The sequence below is a fragment of the Kitasatospora sp. NPDC023118 genome, assembly GCF_055560875.1.
In genome coordinates this window covers 21,927-38,769 of record NZ_JBVHHW010000026.1, presented here as the reverse complement: position 1 = coordinate 38,769, position 16,843 = coordinate 21,927, and the positions used below count along the sequence as shown (strand labels likewise).

The 16,843-nt window shown below is 72.6% G+C and carries 21 protein-coding genes; 13 read left to right on the top strand and 8 right to left on the bottom strand.

Annotated elements, in window-relative coordinates:
* Positions 1-213: 213 nt before the first annotated feature.
* The 7 genes from ACZ3UD_RS28620 (at position 214) to ACZ3UD_RS28590 (ending at position 4,201) form a co-directional block, all read left to right on the top strand.
* A complete protein-coding gene (locus ACZ3UD_RS28620; protein ID WP_188300454.1) occupies positions 214-447 on the top strand; it encodes a helix-turn-helix domain-containing protein in 234 nt (77 codons plus the stop codon).
* Positions 448-668: 221 nt separating this feature from the next.
* Positions 669-1,475, top strand: coding sequence for an enoyl-CoA hydratase/isomerase family protein (locus ACZ3UD_RS28615; RefSeq protein WP_465593737.1), 807 nt, complete (start codon positions 669-671; stop codon positions 1,473-1,475).
* Positions 1,476-1,681: 206 nt separating this feature from the next.
* Positions 1,682-2,218 carry an Asp23/Gls24 family envelope stress response protein gene (locus ACZ3UD_RS28610; protein ID WP_465593734.1) on the top strand — a complete coding sequence of 179 codons (537 nt, stop codon included), beginning with the start codon at positions 1,682-1,684 and terminating at the stop codon, positions 2,216-2,218.
* A gap of 84 nt (positions 2,219-2,302) precedes the next feature.
* The gene (locus ACZ3UD_RS28605) at positions 2,303-2,494 is read left to right on the top strand and encodes a hypothetical protein (protein WP_387618127.1); all 192 of its coding nucleotides are present in this window, start codon (positions 2,303-2,305) and stop codon (positions 2,492-2,494) included.
* Positions 2,494-2,841: a hypothetical protein gene (locus tag ACZ3UD_RS28600; protein WP_465593730.1), complete on the top strand. Its 348-nt coding sequence runs from the start codon at positions 2,494-2,496 to the stop codon at positions 2,839-2,841. The genes ACZ3UD_RS28605 and ACZ3UD_RS28600 overlap by 1 nt, the downstream gene beginning before the upstream one ends.
* A gap of 77 nt (positions 2,842-2,918) precedes the next feature.
* Positions 2,919-3,551, top strand: a complete 633-nt coding sequence (locus tag ACZ3UD_RS28595; RefSeq protein ID WP_465593727.1) for a DUF6286 domain-containing protein — start codon at positions 2,919-2,921, stop codon at positions 3,549-3,551.
* Positions 3,548-4,201 (top strand): alkaline shock response membrane anchor protein AmaP, encoded by a 654-nt coding sequence (locus ACZ3UD_RS28590; RefSeq protein ID WP_465593724.1) that lies wholly within the window; start codon positions 3,548-3,550, stop codon positions 4,199-4,201. The genes ACZ3UD_RS28595 and ACZ3UD_RS28590 overlap by 4 nt, the downstream gene beginning before the upstream one ends.
* 23 nt (positions 4,202-4,224) lie before the next feature.
* Here ACZ3UD_RS28590 and ACZ3UD_RS28585 read toward each other — a convergent pair whose 3' ends face one another.
* Positions 4,225-4,986 (bottom strand): SDR family oxidoreductase, encoded by a 762-nt coding sequence (locus ACZ3UD_RS28585; RefSeq protein WP_465593721.1) that lies wholly within the window; start codon positions 4,984-4,986, stop codon positions 4,225-4,227.
* A gap of 167 nt (positions 4,987-5,153) precedes the next feature.
* On the opposite strand from ACZ3UD_RS28585, the gene ACZ3UD_RS28580 reads away from it, so the two are divergent.
* Complete coding sequence (locus ACZ3UD_RS28580; RefSeq protein ID WP_465593718.1) at positions 5,154-5,561, top strand: MerR family transcriptional regulator; 408 nt, start codon at positions 5,154-5,156, stop codon at positions 5,559-5,561.
* 3 nt (positions 5,562-5,564) lie between these two features.
* On the top strand, positions 5,565-5,897 hold the full coding sequence (trxA, locus tag ACZ3UD_RS28575) for a thioredoxin (RefSeq protein WP_360265142.1): 333 nt from the start codon (positions 5,565-5,567) through the stop codon (positions 5,895-5,897).
* Here trxA and ACZ3UD_RS28570 read toward each other — a convergent pair.
* Both ACZ3UD_RS28570 and ACZ3UD_RS28565 read right to left on the bottom strand, forming a co-directional pair.
* The gene (locus ACZ3UD_RS28570) at positions 5,894-6,697 is read right to left on the bottom strand and encodes an SURF1 family cytochrome oxidase biogenesis protein (RefSeq protein ID WP_465593714.1); all 804 of its coding nucleotides are present in this window, start codon (positions 6,695-6,697) and stop codon (positions 5,894-5,896) included. The two genes, trxA and ACZ3UD_RS28570, sit on opposite strands and share 4 nt — an antisense overlap.
* A gap of 31 nt (positions 6,698-6,728) precedes the next feature.
* Positions 6,729-7,724 (bottom strand): DEDDh family exonuclease, encoded by a 996-nt coding sequence (locus ACZ3UD_RS28565; protein WP_465593711.1) that lies wholly within the window; start codon positions 7,722-7,724, stop codon positions 6,729-6,731.
* Between the two features lie 145 nt (positions 7,725-7,869).
* Between ACZ3UD_RS28565 and ACZ3UD_RS28560 the strand changes: the two genes are divergently transcribed.
* The 4 genes from ACZ3UD_RS28560 (at position 7,870) to moaA (ending at position 12,221) form a co-directional block, all read left to right on the top strand.
* The gene (locus tag ACZ3UD_RS28560; RefSeq protein WP_465593708.1) at positions 7,870-8,913 is read left to right on the top strand and encodes a zinc-dependent alcohol dehydrogenase family protein; all 1,044 of its coding nucleotides are present in this window, start codon (positions 7,870-7,872) and stop codon (positions 8,911-8,913) included.
* 267 nt (positions 8,914-9,180) lie between these two features.
* Positions 9,181-9,537, top strand: coding sequence for a DUF485 domain-containing protein (locus tag ACZ3UD_RS28555; protein WP_465593705.1), 357 nt, complete (start codon positions 9,181-9,183; stop codon positions 9,535-9,537).
* Positions 9,534-11,153: a solute symporter family protein gene (locus ACZ3UD_RS28550; protein ID WP_465593702.1), complete on the top strand. Its 1,620-nt coding sequence runs from the start codon at positions 9,534-9,536 to the stop codon at positions 11,151-11,153. Before ACZ3UD_RS28555 ends, ACZ3UD_RS28550 begins: the two co-directional genes overlap by 4 nt.
* Before the next feature lie 78 nt (positions 11,154-11,231).
* The gene (moaA, locus tag ACZ3UD_RS28545) at positions 11,232-12,221 is read left to right on the top strand and encodes a GTP 3',8-cyclase MoaA (RefSeq protein ID WP_465593699.1); all 990 of its coding nucleotides are present in this window, start codon (positions 11,232-11,234) and stop codon (positions 12,219-12,221) included.
* Here the strand turns inward: moaA and ACZ3UD_RS28540 are convergent.
* The 5 genes from ACZ3UD_RS28540 to ACZ3UD_RS28520 form a co-directional block, all read right to left on the bottom strand.
* Positions 12,218-12,466, bottom strand: coding sequence for a hypothetical protein (locus ACZ3UD_RS28540; RefSeq protein ID WP_465593696.1), 249 nt, complete (start codon positions 12,464-12,466; stop codon positions 12,218-12,220). The two genes, moaA and ACZ3UD_RS28540, sit on opposite strands and share 4 nt — an antisense overlap.
* Positions 12,467-12,744: 278 nt before the next feature.
* Positions 12,745-13,128, bottom strand: a complete 384-nt coding sequence (locus ACZ3UD_RS28535; protein ID WP_465593693.1) for a DUF3099 domain-containing protein — start codon at positions 13,126-13,128, stop codon at positions 12,745-12,747.
* 144 nt (positions 13,129-13,272) lie between these two features.
* Entirely contained in the window at positions 13,273-13,821 is a 549-nt protein-coding gene (locus ACZ3UD_RS28530) for an RNA 2'-phosphotransferase (protein WP_465593925.1), read from the bottom strand.
* A gap of 32 nt (positions 13,822-13,853) precedes the next feature.
* Positions 13,854-15,251, bottom strand: coding sequence for a metallopeptidase TldD-related protein (locus ACZ3UD_RS28525; RefSeq protein WP_465593690.1), 1,398 nt, complete (start codon positions 15,249-15,251; stop codon positions 13,854-13,856).
* The gene (locus ACZ3UD_RS28520) at positions 15,251-16,813 is read right to left on the bottom strand and encodes a TldD/PmbA family protein (protein WP_465593687.1); all 1,563 of its coding nucleotides are present in this window, start codon (positions 16,811-16,813) and stop codon (positions 15,251-15,253) included. Before ACZ3UD_RS28520 ends, ACZ3UD_RS28525 begins: the two co-directional genes overlap by 1 nt.
* Positions 16,814-16,843 lie beyond the last annotated feature (30 nt).

The window sequence follows — 16,843 nt, the reverse complement described above, 5'->3', positions numbered from 1 at the left end:
GATCGTGGTCGGGCCGACGCTGCTGATCAGCCCGTTCACGGCGAACGGCGGCATCTACCCGGGGGCGTGCACTCTGCGTGAGCGCCCTGATGCGCTCGGATCACCACCGCAGGACCAGGCATTTGCGACATCGACCTTGTCGAATGGGTGGCCAGGACGCGGTGGATGGGTGATCATGGGAATCTGACCGAGCAACGCTACGAGGAGGCACGGGTGGCCGAGACTCTGAAAAAGGGCAGCCGGGTGACCGGTGCCGCGCGTGAGAAGCTCGCGGCCGATCTCAAGAAGAAGTACGACTCCGGGGCGAGCATTCGCGCTCTCGCGGAGGAGACCGGTCGTTCGTACGGCTTCGTGCACCGGATGCTGAGCGAGTCCGGAGTGATCCTCCGGGGCCGCGGTGGTGCCACGCGGGGCAAGAGCAAGGCGACTGCTGGGGCCGGTTCCTGACGGTCCATCAGCTCATGGCTGGATGACGCGGCGGCACGGCGCCGACCGGAGAGACGACGGCTGGCCGCAGCTGGGCGTCCGCCCTCGGGTCGAGTGGACCGGCCGCCGATCGTCATGTCCGGATCCCGGGCCGTCCGATCTTTCCGGGCCGGGCCCTGCCCGTCCGCGCCCAGGTTTGTTACTCTCCGGTAGCCAAGTCCCTCGCCACCGGAGGTTCCCGCATGACCGCCCCCGCCACCGAACCGCAGGCCCCGAGCTGGGAGCGGGACGGCGTCCGCCTGGAGATCGACGGCGAACTCGCCGTCGTCACCCTCTGTCAGCCCAAGCGGCGCAACGCCCAGTCGCCCGCGCTCTGGCGCGCCCTCGCCGCTGCCGGGCGCGAACTGCCCGGCAGCGTCCGGGTGGTGCTGCTGCGCGCGGAGGGCGTCTCCTTCTCCGCCGGGCTGGACCGGGCCATGTTCACCGCCGAGGGCATCCCCGGCGAGCCCACCTTCCTCCAGCTCGCGGGCTCCACCGACAAGGAGCTGGACGACACCATCGCCTCGTACCAGGAGGCCTTCACCTGGTGGCGCCGCGCCGACCTGGTCTCCATCGCCGTCGTCCAGGGCCACGCCGTCGGCGCGGGCTTCCAGCTCGCCCTCGGCTGCGACCTGCGGGTGGTCGCCGAGGACGTGCAGTTCGCGATGAAGGAGACCTCGCTCGGCCTCGTCCCCGACCTCGCCGGGACCAAGCCGCTGGTCGAACTCGTCGGCTACGCCCGGGCGCTGGAGATCTGCGCGACCGGCCGCTGGGTCGGCGCGGAGGAGGCCGCCGCGATCGGGCTGGCCAACCTGGCCGTCCCCGGTGCCGAGCTGGACGCCGCCGCTCGCGACCTCGCCGCCGCCCTGCTGGCCGCGCCGCGCGGTGCCGTGATCGAGACCAAGGCGCTGCTGCAGGGGGCCGCCGGGCGCTCCTTCGAGGAGCAGCGGTCCGCCGAACGGGTGGCGCAGGCGCGGCGGCTGCGGGAGCTGGCCGGGATCGGCGACTGAGTCCGTAGGCCGTTCGTGCGAAGGCTCGGCCCCGGGGAACACCCGGGGCCGGGCCTTCGGCGTTCCCCGGGCGGCTTCCGCAATGCTCCCGGACTGCTCCCGGACTGCTCCCGGAGACGCTCCCGGCGGGCGGGGAACGTGGCGAAATGTCAGAGTTATGGAGGTTTGCGATATAGCTGGAGCCGTACGACGGGAGATGCGCCCCCATGCCTGACACTCCGACGCCCGCGACCCTGCACAAGACCCCCGGCAACGCCCCCACCCCCGGCCCGCCCGGTGCCAAGCCCGGCCCCGGCACGGGCGGCGGCGGGGACGGCGGCCGGCCGTTCGGCGAGCGCGGCCGGACGGCGCTGGCCGTCGGGGTGGTCGAGAAGATTGCCGGGATGGCCGCCCGGGAGGTCCCCGGCATTTACGCCCTGGGCTCCGGGCTGGCCCGCACCTTCGGCGCGATGCGGGACCGGGTGCCCGGCGGCAAGTCCAGCATCGGACGCGGGATCAAGGCGGAGGTCGGCGAGAAGCAGACCGCGATCGACATCGCCCTGGTGGTCGAGTACGGCGTGGTGATCCCCGAACTGGCCCGCCAGGTGCGGGAGAACATCATCGCCGCGGTGGAGCGGATGACCGGCCTGGAGGTCGTCGAGGTCAACATCGCGGTCAACGACGTCCACCTCCCGGACGAACCGGAGTTCGAGGAGGAAGAGGAGCTGGTGACGGCGCCGGGGCAGCGGCCCAAGCTCAAATAGCACCCGGCAAACAGCACCCGGCCGCGGGGTCGGCCGGGGGTGTTCGGCGGAGGACGAGTTTGGCGGAGGACGAGGGAGTAGCGGATGAACCTGGCCATGGTCGGCCTGGTGGTGGGCATGGCCCTCGGCTTCGCCGGGTACTTCGGCGGGTTCGCGGCGTTCCTGCTGGTGGCGGCGCTCGGGCTGGTCGGCTTCGTGGCCGGGCGGTTGCTGGAGGGCGACATCGAGCTGGGCGACCTCGGGGACCTGCTCCGCGGTCGCGACCGGCGGCGTTGATGCGGGCCCCCGGGGCCGCCGCTGCCGCTGTCCCGGCCCGGCGGGGGCGGCTGCGGCTCGCGGACCGCGTCTACGCCCGGATCGCCGACCAGGCCGTGCGGGAGGCGCTCGCGGAGGCCTGGGCCGGGCGCTCGGTGAAGGGGGCGCCGCCCCACGTGTCGGTGGCGGTGCCGGGCAGCACGGTGAGGGTTCGGGTGGCGGTCGAGCTGCCGTTTCCGGCGGACCTCGCAGGGCTGGCCCGGGGACTGCGGGAGCGGGTGGGGGCACAGGTGGCCGGGCTGACCGGGACCAGGGTGTCCGAAGTGGTCGTCGTGGTGGAGAAGTTGGTCACCGGGGGAGCGTGGTGAGCGGAGCCGAGCCCGGGGAGTCCTCGGAGGCCGTGGAGCCCGGCGAGCCAACGGAGCCCGGGGAGCCTGCGCAGGCCGTGGAGTCTTCGCATGCCGGGGAGAAGGTGCCCCGGCTGCGGGCGACCCGGGCCGGGACGGCGGCGCTGGTCGCCACGGTGGTGCTGGTGGTGGCGGGGGCGCTGCTGTACGACGTGATCGCGGTGCGGGCCGGGCAGCCGGCCAAGCGGTGGCGGGCGCAGATCGCGGACGAGCTGGCGACGCGTCACCTGGACGACCTGTGGGTGCTGGTGGGGGCCGGGGTCGCGACCCTGCTGGGCGGGTGGCTGCTGTGGCTGGCCATCGCGCCCGGGCTGCGGCGGTGGCTGGTGCTGCGGCCGTACGGGGGGACGAGCGCGGCCATCGACAAGGGCGGGATCGGGCACCTGCTGGCCGACCGGGCGGCTGGGCTGCACGGTATCGACCACCTGCGGATTCGGGTGGGACGACGGAGGATCCGGGTGGTGGTGAGCGGGCCGACCGATCCGGCGGCGGTGCAGCGGCAACTGCGGGAGGAGCTCGGGCGGGTGGGGCTGGCGCGGCCGTTGCGGCTGGATGTTCGGACCCTGGGGAGTCGGGTGGCCGGCTGGGCCGCTGACGGGGCGCCGGGCGGGGGCGCTGGTGGGGGTCCCGACGGGGGCGCCGGTGGGGCGGGGGAGGGGGTGGCGGGGTGACTCGCACGGTCGTCAACCGGGTGCTGTCGGGGGTGGTGGGGGTCGTGCTGCTGGGGGTCGGGGCGCTGGTGCTGGCGGGCGGGCTTGACCTGTACCGGCGGTTGGGTGTCGATCCGCCGAGCTGGTGGCCGCTCACCTCGCCGGACCAGCCGGTGGTCAGCGCGCGTTCGCGGGCGAGGTGGGTCGGGTCCTCCTGGTGGTGGCCGACGGTGATCGGGGGGCTGACGGTGCTGGTGGTGGGGATGGCGTGGTGGCTGGTGGCGCAGCTGCGGCGGACCGGCCTGTCCAGCATCGCGGTGTCGACGCCGGGGGTGGGCGGGCTGCGGCTGCGGGTGAACGCGCGGGCGCTGGAGGAGGCGCTGGAGAACGGGACGGTGGTGCTTCCGGAGGTCGAGCGGGCGAGGGTGCGGCTGGTGCGGGCGCCGCGGCATCCGCGGTTGCGCGGGGCCGTACGGCTGACGCCGGGTGGGGATCCGGTGGGGCTGGTGCAGCACTTCGAGGACGGGCCCCGGGCGGACGCCCTGGGGAGCCTGGGGTTGGCGGAGCTGCCGGCCGAGCTGCGGATCCGGGTGTTGCAGCGGGCCCCCGTCGAGCGTCGGCGCTGGTGGGGTGGGCGTCGGCGTCGGCGGGGGCATCCGCGGGTGGTGTAGGCGGGTGGTGCGGGCGGGGCGTTCTAGAGGGAGCGGAGTGCGCCGCCGTCGACGGGGACCATGATGCCGGTCAGGTAGGAGGCGGCGGGGGAGAGCAGGAAGGCGGCGACCTTGCCGAACTCCTCGGGGGTGCCGTAGCGGCCGAGCGGGATGCCGGAGCTGTGCTGGGCACGGGCGGCGGCCGGGTCGGGGGCGAGGGAGTCGAGCTCGCGGACCCGGTCGGTGTCGATCCGGGCGGGGAGCAGGCCGAGCACCCGGATGCCGCGGGGGCCGAGTTCGTCGGCGAGGGCCTTGGCGGCCATGGCCAGGCCGGGGCGCAGGCCGTTGGAGATGCCCAGGCCGGGGATCGGCTGGCGGACCGAGCTGGAGAGCACGAAGCCGATCACGCCGCCGTCATGGAGGGCGGCGGCGGTGGTGCGGGCGATCCGGAGGGCGCCGAGGAAGACGGATTCGAAGGCGTCGCGCCAGGCGGACTCGGGGGTGGTCTCGACCGGGCCGGCCTGGGGGCCGCCGACGCTGATCAGGACGCCGTCGAGACGGCCGAAGCGGTCCTGGGCCTCGGCGATCAGACGCTCGGCGGTGTCGGGGGCGGCATTGTCGGCGACCAGGCCGTGGGCGGTGCCGAGGGTGTTCAGTTCGGTGACGGCGGCGTCGACGGCCTGCTGGGTGCGGCCGCTGATGAGGACGCGGGCGCCGTCGGCGGCGAGTTCGCGGGCGGCGGCGAGGCCGAGGCCTCGGGTTGCGCCGGTGACGATGTAGGCCTTGTCCTTGAGTCCTAGATCCATGGGGACATCTTGCCCGGTAGGGGTGTCGGGGTGGGGGTGGGTTTTCGGTGCGGGCGCGCGGGCTTCGCCCTGGCGCGCCCGCAGGGGTGGCGGTCGGGTGCCGGCTGGCGTTGACGTCGGGGGCAAGGTTTACGGTCGTTGCGGCTGTACGGGAGGAGTGGTTCGGCGTGCGGATCGGGGAGTTGGCGGAGCGGGCGGGGACGACCACGCGGGCGTTGCGGTACTACGAGCAGTTGGGGTTGTTGCCGGCTCGGCGGGCGGGCAACGGGTACCGGGCGTACGACGAGGGGGATCTGCGGCTGTTGCGGGAGATCCGGATGCTGCAGGACTTCGGGTTCGGGTTGGAGGAGACCCGGCCGTTCGTGGAGTGTCTGCGGGCGGGGCACCCGGAGGGGGATTCGTGTCCGGCTTCGCTGGAGGTGTACCGGCGGAAGCTGGCCGAGTTGGACGACTGCATCGCGAGGTTGCGGGACGTCCGGCGGCAGGTGGCCGGGCAGTTCGAGCGGGCGGTGCGGGCGCGGGACGAGCTCGCGGTTTCCGAGCAGCCGCCACTGTGTGAACTGACGAAGGAGTAGGCGATGGTGGAGATCGCGGGTGTGCCGGCGGTGACGGACGAGACGTTCGCCGCGGAGGTGTTGGCGGCGGAGGGGCCGGTGCTGGTGGACTTCACGGCGGACTGGTGCCCGCCGTGCCGGATGATGGCGCCGGTGCTGGCGGACGTCGCACGGGAGGAGGCGCACCGGCTGCGGGTGGTGAGCGTCGATGTGGACAGGAATCCCCGTACGCAGGCGGCGTACGGGGTGCTGTCGATGCCGACGCTGATGGTGTTCCGGGGTGGGCAGCCGGTGCGGTCGGTGGTGGGGGCGCGGGCGAAGGCGCGGTTGTTGCGGGAGTTGGAGGACGTGCTTTAGGCCGGGAGGGCGTCGAGGGGGACCTCGGGTTCGGCGGCCTGCTTGGCGCGGTCCTTGGCTTCGCGGCGGATGAGGATCCAGACGCCGACCGGGATCATCGCGGTGAACAGCCACCACTGGATGGCGTAGGCCATGTGCGGGCCGATGTCGGAGTGGTCGGGCTCGGGGATCAGCTCGGGCTGGTCGGCCGGGGCCGGGGTGGTACCGGTGAGTTCGAGGTAGCCGCCGAGCAGGGTGGTGCCGGTCTCCTTGGACTGCTGCTCGGTGTTGATCAGGTTGAACTGGCGGGCGGGCAGGCCGGCCCGGTCCTTGACGAAACCGCCGCTGCTGCCGGCGGTCTCGTCGGAGCGCAGGCGGCCGGTGAGGGTGACCTCGCCGGTGGGAGCGGCCGGGACGGGCGGGTACTCGGTGGCGCCGTCGCCGGAGGCGACCCAGCCGCGGTTGACCAGGACGGTGCCCTTGCCGTCGGAGAGCTTCAGCGGGGTGACGACGAAGTAGCCGATGGTCCCGTTGGAGTCGGTCCGCTTGCGGACCACGAACTCGTGCGCCGGGTCGTACTGCCCGGTGGCCGTCACCGCGCGCCAGGTGAGGTCCGTGGGCACCGCGGAGCCGGGGGTCGGCGACAGAGTGTCGAAGGGCTCGGGCGAGGCGGTGAGGGCCTTGCCGATCAGCTCGTTCCGGGCCACCCGCGCCTCGTGGCGGTGCAGCTGCCAGAAGCCCAGCTTGATCGTCGCGGGGATCAGCAGCAGCGCGATCAGCATGGTGATCAGCCACTGCCGGGTCAGCAGAAAACGGTACACATGGGAACCGTACGCCGACCTCACAACCGGCTCACGCACCGGGGTGCGGGGCGACCTCACGCAGCAGCTGGAGGTAGGCGTCCTCGCCGACCACCGGGGTGCCGACCTCGCGGGCCTTACGGGCCTTGCCGCTCCAGCTGCTCGGCTCGTTGGTGACCAGCAGGCTGGTGAGCCGGCTCACCGAGGTGGCGATGTGCAGGCCGGCCTCGACGGTGCGGTCCTCCAGCACCTCGCGGTCGGTGGCGGTGTCGCCGGTGAAGGCCACCCGCATGCCCTGGACCAGGGGCTTGCCGTCCTCCCAGCGCCCCGGGTTGGGGTACGGGCAGGGCGGGCGTTTCTTGGCCTGGCGGTACTGGGAGCCGGTCCAGTTGGCGCGACCGGGGGTGGCGGGCTCGTCCTCGCCGAGGTCGGTGACCGCGACGCAGGTCTGCAGCGGCAGTGCGAGGCCGGAGCTGCGGGCCAGGTGCAGGCTGGGGCGGAAGGCCTCGGCGAGCACCCGGGCGTCGTCCAGGGCGTTGTGGGCGTGGCGCTGCTGGACGCCGAAGTGGGCGGCGAGCGAGGCGAGCTTGCCGTTGGGCAGGGGCAGGCGCAGGTCGCGGGAGAGGACCATGGTGCACAGCCGCTGCTCGACCGGGGCGCGGCGGCCGGCCCGGGAGAACTCGCGGGAGATCATGTTCCAGTCGAAGAGCGCGTTGTGGGCGACCAGGACCCGGTTCTCCAGGCGGGTGGCGAACTCGTCGGCGATCTCGGGAAAGGTCGGGGCGCAGGAGAGCAGCTCGGCGGTGAGGCCGTGGATCCACACCGGGCCCGGGTCCCGCTCGGGGTTGACCAGGGTGTACCAGTGGTCGGTGACCTCGCCGTCCGGGTCCAGCTGGTAGACGCCCGCCGAGATGACGCGGTCGGACCGGCCGAGACCGGTGGTCTCGACGTCGACGACCGCGAAGCCCTCGGCGGGGGCTGCGGAGCGCTGGGCGGGGACCGGGGCGGTCCGCGGCGCGCCGTACGTCTCGGGCTGGATCGGTTGCATGGTCCAACAGGATAAGGGGCGCGGTGGTCGGGGCCGGTCGGAATGTTGTGACCCGAAAGCCGGAATAGAGTGGTCGGCGGGGGTGTCGTACGTCTGGTCGAGATCGTTTCCGGCCCGCGGGCCGGGTTTGTGTGAGGAAGAACGCATGCGCGCCACCGTGATCCACGGACCCAACGACATCCGGATCGAAGAGGTACCGGACCCGGTGATCCGGCACCCGACGGACGTCGTGGTCCGGGTGCTGAACGCCTGCATCTGCGGCAGCGACCTGTGGGCCTACCGCGGGGTGGCGGAGCGGGTGGCCGGCCAGCGGATCGGGCACGAGTTCCTGGGCGTGGTCGAGGAGGCCGGCACCGAGGTCCGCGACTTCGGCAGGGGCGATCTCGTGGTGGCGCCCTTCGTCTGGTCGGACGGGGTCTGTGAGTTCTGTCAGGAGGGGCTGCAGACCTCCTGCCCGCACGGCGGGTTCTGGGGGCAGGTCGGTTCGGACGGCGGCCAGGGCGAGGCGGTGCGGGTGCCGTTCGCGGACGGGACGCTGGTGAAGCTGCCGAAGGAGGCGGCGGGCGACGAGAAGCTGCTGCCGGGGCTGCTGGCGCTGTCCGACGTCATGTCCACCGGGCACCACGCGGCGGTCTCGGCGCGGGTGCGTCCGGGGGCGACGGTCGCGGTGGTCGGTGACGGCGCGGTGGGCCTGTGCGGCGTGCTGGCGGCGCACCGGCTGGGCGCGGGCCGGATCATCGCGCTGGGCCGTCACCCCGCCCGGACCGAGCTGGCTCGCCGCTTCGGGGCGACCGACGTGGTGGCCGAGCGCGGTGACGCCGCCGTCGAGGCGGTGAAGGAGCTGACCGGCGGCCTCGGCGCGCACGCGGTGCTGGAGGCGGTGGGTACCGAGGAGTCGATGCGGACGGCGATCTCGATCACCCGGGACGGCGGTGCGGTCGGTTACGTGGGTGTGCCGCACGGCGGCAGCGCGGGCGTCGACATCGGCCAGATGTTCGGCAGAAACGTTTCGCTGAACGGCGGCGTCGCGCCAGCCCGCGCGTACATCCCCGAGCTGCTGCCGGACGTGCTCTCCGGGGCCATCGAGCCCGGGCTCGTGTTCGACCGCACGGTCGACCTGGACGGCGTGCCGGACGGCTACCGGGCGATGGACGACCGCTCGGCGCTGAAGGTCCGGATCGCGTTCTGACGCGCTGACGAGCTGACGCGCTGATCTCACGGCACTGGCCTGTGCCGCCCCCTGACGGGGTGCGGCACAGGCCAGTGTTCGTTGAACGGTTTCTTTTCGGCCAAATGGATAGTGCGAGGGGGTGAACGACTGACTGATCGCTGTGAACCCCTTTCGGGGCGGGCGCGACGCTCCTAGCATTGCGCGGCGCGCACGAGACATGTGACGCCCCTCACGTTCGTTCATTCCCCTCGTGTGACCGCTATGCCGAAGGAGTGAGGAGACAGAGTGGATTCGCCGCCGATCACCACTACCGCCACGGAAGTCCAACTCATCGACGACAGCGAGGAGTTCATCAACCTCCGGCGCTCGTTCCGGAGCTTCGCCTTCCCGGTCACCATTGGCTTCGTGCTCTGGTACCTGCTCTACGTCCTGCTCTCCTGCTACGCACCCGGACTGATGGGAGCCAAGGTCGTCGGGCACATCAACGTGGCTCTGGTGCTCGGGCTGCTGCAGTTCGCCACCACCTTCGCCATCGCCGCCTGGTACGCCCGCTACGCGGACCGGCGGATAGACCCGCCCGCCACCGCGATCCGCGAGGCCCACGGCGCCGTCGTCCACGCTCCCCGGGAGTCCGCCGAATGATCGTGCTCGCCAGCTCCGCCACGGAGCACCGCGGCCTGACGATGGCCCTGTTCGGGCTCTTCGTGGTGGCCACCCTGGTCATCACCGTCTGGGCCGGGCGACAGAACCGCAGCGCCGCCGACTTCTACGCCGGCGGCCGCGGCTTCACCGGCTTCCAGAACGGCCTGGCGATCTCCGGCGACTACATGTCCGCCGCGTCCTTCCTGGGCATCGCCGGCACCATCGCCCTGGCCGGGTACGACGGCTTCCTCTACTCGATCGGCTTCCTGGTCGCCTGGCTGGTCGCGCTGCTGCTGATCGCCGAGCCGCTGCGCAACTCCGGCCGCTTCACCATGGCGGACGTGCTCGCGTTCCGGATGCGCCAGCGCCCGGTGCGCACTGCGGCCGGGGTGTCCACCATCGTGGTGTCGATCTTCTACCTGCTGGCCCAGATGGTCGGCGCAGGGGCGCTGGTGGCCCTGCTGCTGGGGGTCACCGGGGAGGGGGCCAAGCGCTGGACCATCCTCGCGGTGGGCGCACTGATGATCATCTACGTGGTAATAGGGGGCATGAAGGGCACCACCTGGGTGCAGATCGTCAAGGCGGTGCTGCTGATCGTCGGCGCGGCGCTGATGACCGTCCTGGTGCTCGCCAAGTACCACTTCAACCCCTCGGAGCTGCTCGGCGCGGCCGCCTCCGCGAGCGGAAAGGGAGCGGCGTTCCTCGAACCCGGGCTGAAGTACGGGGCCAGCAACACTTCCAAGCTCGACTTCATCAGCCTGGGAATCGCGTTGGTGCTCGGCACCGCCGGCCTGCCGCACATCCTGGTCCGCTTCTACACCGTCCCCACCGCCAAGGCGGCCCGCAAGTCGGTGCTCTGGGCGATCGGCATCATCGGCGTCTTCTACCTGATGACCCTGGCGCTCGGCTTCGGTGCGGCGGCACTGGTCGGCCGCAGCGGCATGGTGGCCGTCGAGGGCAAGACGCCGTCCGGGAACACCGCGGCGCCGCTGCTCGCCGAGCAGCTCGGCGGCGGGTCCGGCACCACCGGCGGGGCGATCATGCTCGCGGTGATCTCGGCGGTCGCCTTCGCCACCATCCTCGCCGTGGTGGCCGGGCTCACCCTCGCCTCCTCGGCCTCCTTCGCCCATGACCTGTACGCCAACGTGATCCGGCGCGGGAAGGCGAGCGAGAAGGAGGAGGTGCGATCGGCGAAGTGGGCCGCGGTGGTGATCGGCGCGATCTCCATCGTGCTCAGCCTCTACGCGGGCAAGCTCAGCACCGCGGCCCTGGTGGCGCTGGCCTTCGCGGTGGCCGCCTCGGCGAACCTGCCGACCCTGCTCTACTCGCTGTACTGGAAGCGCTTCACCACCGTCGGCGCGGTCAGCTCGGTCTACGCCGGCCTGATCTCCTCGGTGGTGCTGGTGGTCTTCTCCCCGGTCCTGTCCGGGGGCAAGAGCTCGCTCTTCCAGGGCGTCGACTTCCACTGGTTCCCGTTGGAGAACCCCGGCCTGGTCTCCATCCCGATCGGCTTCCTGGCCGGCTGGCTCGGAACCCTGCTGTCCAAGGAGCGTCCCGACCCGGCGAAGTACGCTGAACTGGAGGTCCGCTCACTGACCGGGCTGGGCGCCCACTGATCGTCCCGTGATGACTATGCTGGCCCGGCCCCCGCCGCGACGGTGACCGGGCCGGCCGCATTTCGGGAAGGGACGCACGTGCTGCTCGACACCTTCGGACGACAGGCGGTCGACCTGCGGGTCTCCCTGACCGACAGGTGCAACCTCCGCTGCACCTACTGCATGCCGGAGGAAGGCCTGCAGTGGCTGGCCAAGCCCGACCTGCTGACCGACGAGGAGATCGTCCGGCTGGTCACCCTGGCCGTCCGGGACCTGGGCGTGCGCGAGGTCCGCTTCACCGGCGGCGAGCCGCTGCTGCGCCCCGGACTGGTCGCGATCGTGGCCGCCTGCTCGGAGCTGGAGCCGCGCCCCGAGCTGTCCCTGACCACCAACGGCATCGGACTGGCCCGCACCGCGACCGCGCTGCGCGAGGCCGGGCTCGACCGGGTCAACGTCTCGCTGGACACCCTCGACCCCGAGGTTTTCCACAGGCTCACCCGCCGCCGACGCCACCAGGACGTGCTGGACGGGCTGGCCGCGGCCGAGGCGGCCGGGCTGGCCCCGGTGAAGCTGAACGCGGTGCTGATGCGCGGGGTCAACGACCACGAGGCGGCCGACCTGCTGGCCTGGTGCCTGGAGCGGGACTACGAGTTGCGCTTCATCGAGCAGATGCCGCTGGACGCCCAGCACGGCTGGGACCGCTCGTCGATGGTCACCGCGGCGGAGATCCTCGACCTGCTGAGCGCCCGCTTCGCGCTCACCCCGGAGCCGTCCGCGGGCCGGGGCGCGGCGCCCGCCGAGCGCTGGGTGGTGGACGGCGGCCCGGGCCGGGTCGGCGTGATCGCCTCGGTCACCCGGCCGTTCTGCCGGGCCTGCGACCGGACCCGGCTGACCGCCGACGGGCAGGTGCGCAACTGCCTGTTCGCGACCGGGGAGACCGACCTGCGCACCGCGCTGCGCTCGGGGGCGGACGACGCGGAGCTGGCCGCGCTGTGGCGGTCGGCGATGTGGGGCAAGAAGGCCGGGGCCGGGATCGACGACCCGGAGTTCCACCAGCCCGAGCGGCCGATGTCGGCGATCGGGGGTTAGAGCCCGTCCGGCTGCTCGGTCTCGGGCCCCTCAGGAGTCTTGGGGTAGTCGGCGAAGGCGACGACCTCCTTGAGGAAGCCGCGCACGCCCAGGAACTGGGACAGGTGCTCGCGGTGCTCCTCGCAGGCCAGCCAGGTCTTGCGCCGGTCCGGGGTGTGCAGCTTGGGGTTGTTCCACACCAGCACCCAGTGGGCGTCCGCCCGGCAGCCCTTGGCGGAGCAGATCGGCGTCTGCGGGGTGTCCATCGGAGCCGTCCTCGGTGCTCGGCGGGTTGATCGTCGCCGCCAGTCTTTCACGGGTCCCCGACGATCGGACCGGGCCCGTCCGGATCCGGACATGGCGACGCCGGGCAGCCACGGGGGGAGCCGCCCGGCGTCGGTCCGTCGCTCCGACGGGGGATGCGGAGCGCGTACGCAGTATGTCACGCCGAGACCCTCGGATGGGGAGGTCTTGCATGATTAATCTGAGCTTCTTTTGAGCTTTCGTCGAGGCGATTCCGTCTCAACCACCGCGCAGCGGACGGTCAGTCCGCGTCCTGTGAAGCTTCGGTGCCAGCGGGCTCTGCCTGTCCTGTACCAGCCGGCGCACCAGCCCCACCCGTACCGCCGGGGCCGAGCATCAGAGGGGTGTCGTGCGGGATGTCGAAGGTGCTCGGCAGGCCCGGTGCCCGCTCCCGGCCCGCGTTGGCGACCAGCACCGCGAAGTACGGCAGCAGCACGCCGCCCGCCAGCGCGGCGATCGCCAGCCATCGCTGGACGTCCCACAGCACCACCGCGAGCAGCACGCAGAGCGTGCGGATCAGCATCGAGATGACGTAGCGGCGCTGACGCCCCCGGACGTCCTCGGACAGGCTGCTGCGAGCCCCCGTGATCCGGAAGACCTGCCCGCCGTCGGCGCTCTTGCCCATGTGTCTACCGCCCTCGTCCACGCACCCGCGCGCCGTGCCGCGCGGCCTCCTCACGGTACGCCCGGGGGCCGGGGACGACGAGACCGGGTGGGCGGGGCCCACCCGGTCGGGCGTGATAGGGGAGCCGTCCGGCGGCAGGAGCGGCTAGGAGCGACGGGAGAGGTACTGCGGGGGGACGGCGTCGGTGAGCCAGACGCCGTTCTCGCTGAGCCGGAACTCGTGGCCGGCCGCCGCCATCGCGGCCGCGTTCACGGTCAGCACCACCGGGCGGCCGTGCCGGGCGCCGACCCGGGTCGCGGTCTCGGTGTCCGCCGACAGGTGTACGTCCTGGCGGGCCATCGGGCGCAGGCCCTCGCGGAAGATCGACGCCAGGTGGCGGTCGGCGGTGCCGTGGTACAGCACGTGCGGCGGCACGGCGGCGGTCAGGCCGAGGTCGACCGCCACCGTGTGGCCCTGGTTGGCGCGGATCGAGAGACCGTCCGGCGAGTAGCCGAAGCGGCGCTTGTTGTTGGTGGCCACCACGTGGTCGAGCTCGGCCCGGGTGACCGGCCTGCCCTTCGCCTCGAGGGCGGCGAGCAGCACGTCGATCCCGACCCAGCCGGACCCGTCCAGCGTGATCCCCACCAGCTCCGGCTCGTGCCGCAGGATGCGCGACAGCATCTTGCTCGTCCTGACCAGCCGCTTCTCGTCCATCATGTCTCTCGTATCCCCCCGTTGGTCAGTTGCTAAGAGGCCTGGCTGACCGAACTCATGTTGAAGTCCGCGACACGCACGGGTGGCATCGCGGTGCGGGTGAAGTAGTCGCTCCACTCGCGGGGCAGGCAGCGTTCGGTGCGGCCCACCTCGGTGATCCGGCCGAGCAGGTCGACCGGGGACTCGTTGAACCGGAAGTTGTTGACCGCGCCGACCACCTCGCCGTTCTCCACCAGGTACACGCCGTCCCGGGTGAGGCCGGTGAGCAGCAGCGTCGCCGGGTCCACCTCGCGGATGTACCAGAGGCAGGTGAGCAGCAGGCCGCGCTCGGTGCGGGCGATCATCTCGTCCAGGGTCGGCGCGGACTCCTGGTCGGCCGTCTCCAGTACCAGGTTGTCGATCGCCGGGCGCAGCGGCAGGCCGGTGAGGCCGGCCGCGTGGCGGCTGGTGATCAGCTCGGTCAGCACGCCCTCGCGGATCCAGTCGGTGGCGTTGATCGGCGCGCCGTTGTCGAAGACCGAGACGTCGCCGCCGCTGCGGTGCGCCAGCACGAACGGGGCGGCCTCCAGGCCCGCCTCGCGCGGGTCGGAGCGCAGCGTCAGCGGCAGGCCGGCGAGCTTGTCGCCGATCCGGGTGCCCCCGCCGGGCTTGGAGAAGACGGTCCGCCCCTCGTGGGCGTCCCGGCCGCCGGAGGACCAGTGGAGGTACACCATCAGGTCGGCGACGGCCGAGGGCGGCAGCAGCGTCTCGTACCGCCCGGCCGGCAGGTCGACCTTGCGGGCGCCCCAGCCGAGGCGCTTGGTCAGCTCGGTGTGCAGGGCCTCGACGTCGATGTCGGTGAAGTCCTGGGTGGCGGCGCCGATCCAGGCCGAGCCGGACAGGTCGGCGGTCTTGGCGTTGATCTCGACCATGCCGGTGGGCTGGTCGTGGCGCAGCCGCAGGCCGGTGGAGCTGCCCAGGTAGCTGGTGGTGATCTCGTGCCGGGCGAAGCCGTACAGCAGCTCGCCCTGCGCGGCGGCGCGGGCGAAGGCCTCGCCGAGGGCCGGGCCGAAGGCGTCGAACACCTCGATGGAGGTCTCCGCGGGCGGCTGGGTGAAGTGCGGGGAGGGCGGCTGGTCGACGACCAGCGGCTGGGCGTCCTCGGCCGGGCCGGCCGCGCGGGCGGCGTCCTCGGCGGCCCGGACCAGGCCCTCGACGTCCTCGGCGGCGACGGCCTCGCGGGAGACCACGCCGGAGGCGGTGCCCTCGGCGCCGGCCACGGTGGCGATCACGGTGAGGCGGCGGCCGCGGGTGACCCCGTTGGTGGTCAGCGCGTTGCCGGCCCAGCGCAGGTTGGCGGTGGACTCCTCGTCGGCGATCACCACGCAGCCGTCGGCGCGGGAGAGGCCGAGTGCCAGCTCGACGAGTTCGTGGGGCTGCATCGCGGTCATCAGTGACCCGCCTCCTGCTGGGTGTTGAGCACGTTGACGTTGCGGAACAGCGCCGACGGGCAGCCGTGGCTGACCGCCGCGATCTGGCCGGGCTGCGCCTTGCCGCAGTTGAAGGCGCCGCCGAGGACGTACGTCTGCGGGCCGCCGACCGCCGCCATCGAGCCCCAGAAGTCGGTGGTGGTGGCCTGGTAGGCGAAGTCCTTGACCTGGCCCGCGAGTTCGCCGTTCTTGATGGCGTAGGCGCGCTGGCCGGTGAACTGGAAGTTGTAGCGCTGCATGTCGATCGACCAGGAGCGGTCGCCGACGATGTACAGGCCGTTCTCCACCTCGGCGAACAGGCCCTCGGTGTCCGGGCCGTCGGCGGCGGGCTGGAGCGAGACGTTGGCCATCCGCTGCACCGGGACGTGCGCCGGGGAGTCCGCGAAGGCGCAGCCGTTGGAGCGTTCGAAGCCCTTCAACTTGGCCATGCCGCGGTCGAGTTGGTAGCCGACCAGGACGCCGTCCTTGATCAGGTCCCAGGACTGGGTGGCCACGCCCTCGTCGTCGTAGCCGATGGTGGACAGACCGTGCTCGGCGGTGCGGTCGCCGGTGACGTGCATCAGCCCGGAGCCGTACTCGAGCGTGCCGAGCTGGTCGAAGGTGGCGAAGGAGGTGCCCGCGTAGGCGGCCTCGTAGCCGAGCGCGCGGTCCAGCTCGGTGGCGTGGCCGATCGATTCGTGGATGGTCAGCCAGAGGTTGGACGGGTCGATGACCAGGTCGTAGCGGCCCGCCCGGACGCTCGGGGCCTTCATCTTCTCCGCCAGCAGGACGGGCAGTTCGGCGATCTCCGCGTCCCAGTCCCACTCGGTGCCGGTGACGTACTCGTAGCCGCGGCCGACCGGCGGGGCCAGGGTGCGCATCGAGTCGAAGGCGCCGGTGCGCTCGTCGACCGAGGTGGCCTCCAGGTCGGAGTGGAGCCGGATCCGCTGCTGGGTCGTCATGGTGCCCGCGGTGTCCGCGTAGAACTTGTTCTCCTGGACGGTCAGCAGGGCCGCCTGGACGTGCGAGACGCCCTCGGCGGCCAGCAGCCGGGAGCTGCGCTCGGCGAGCAGGGCGGTCTTCTCGGCGTCCGGCACCTCGAAGGGGTTGACCTCGTACGCGGAGACCCAGGTGACGTCCCGGTGGACGGGCTCGTCGGCCAGCTCGACCCGCTCGGTGGAGCCGGCCGCCCGGCTGATCCCGCCGGACAGGCGGGCCACCGCGACGGCCTGCGCGGCGACCTTCGCCGCGGCGTCGGGGGTCAGGTCCACCCCGGCGGCGAAGCCCCAGGCGCCGTCCAGCAGGACGCGGACGGCGAAGCCGAGCTGCACGCTGTCGGAGGTGCCGGCCGGGCGGGCGTCGCGCAGCCGCCAGGAGGCGCTGCGGACCCGCTCCAGGCGGAAGTCGGCGTGGCTCGCGCCGAGTTCACGGGCCCGGGTGAGGGCGGCGTCGGCCAGGGTGCGCAGCGGGAGGGCGAGGAACAGCGGATCGACGGCGCGCCCGGTCGGGGCGCCGGCGCTGACGGCCGGAGGGATCGGAGGCAATCGGGCTCCCAGGTCGCGGAGGGTGACGGT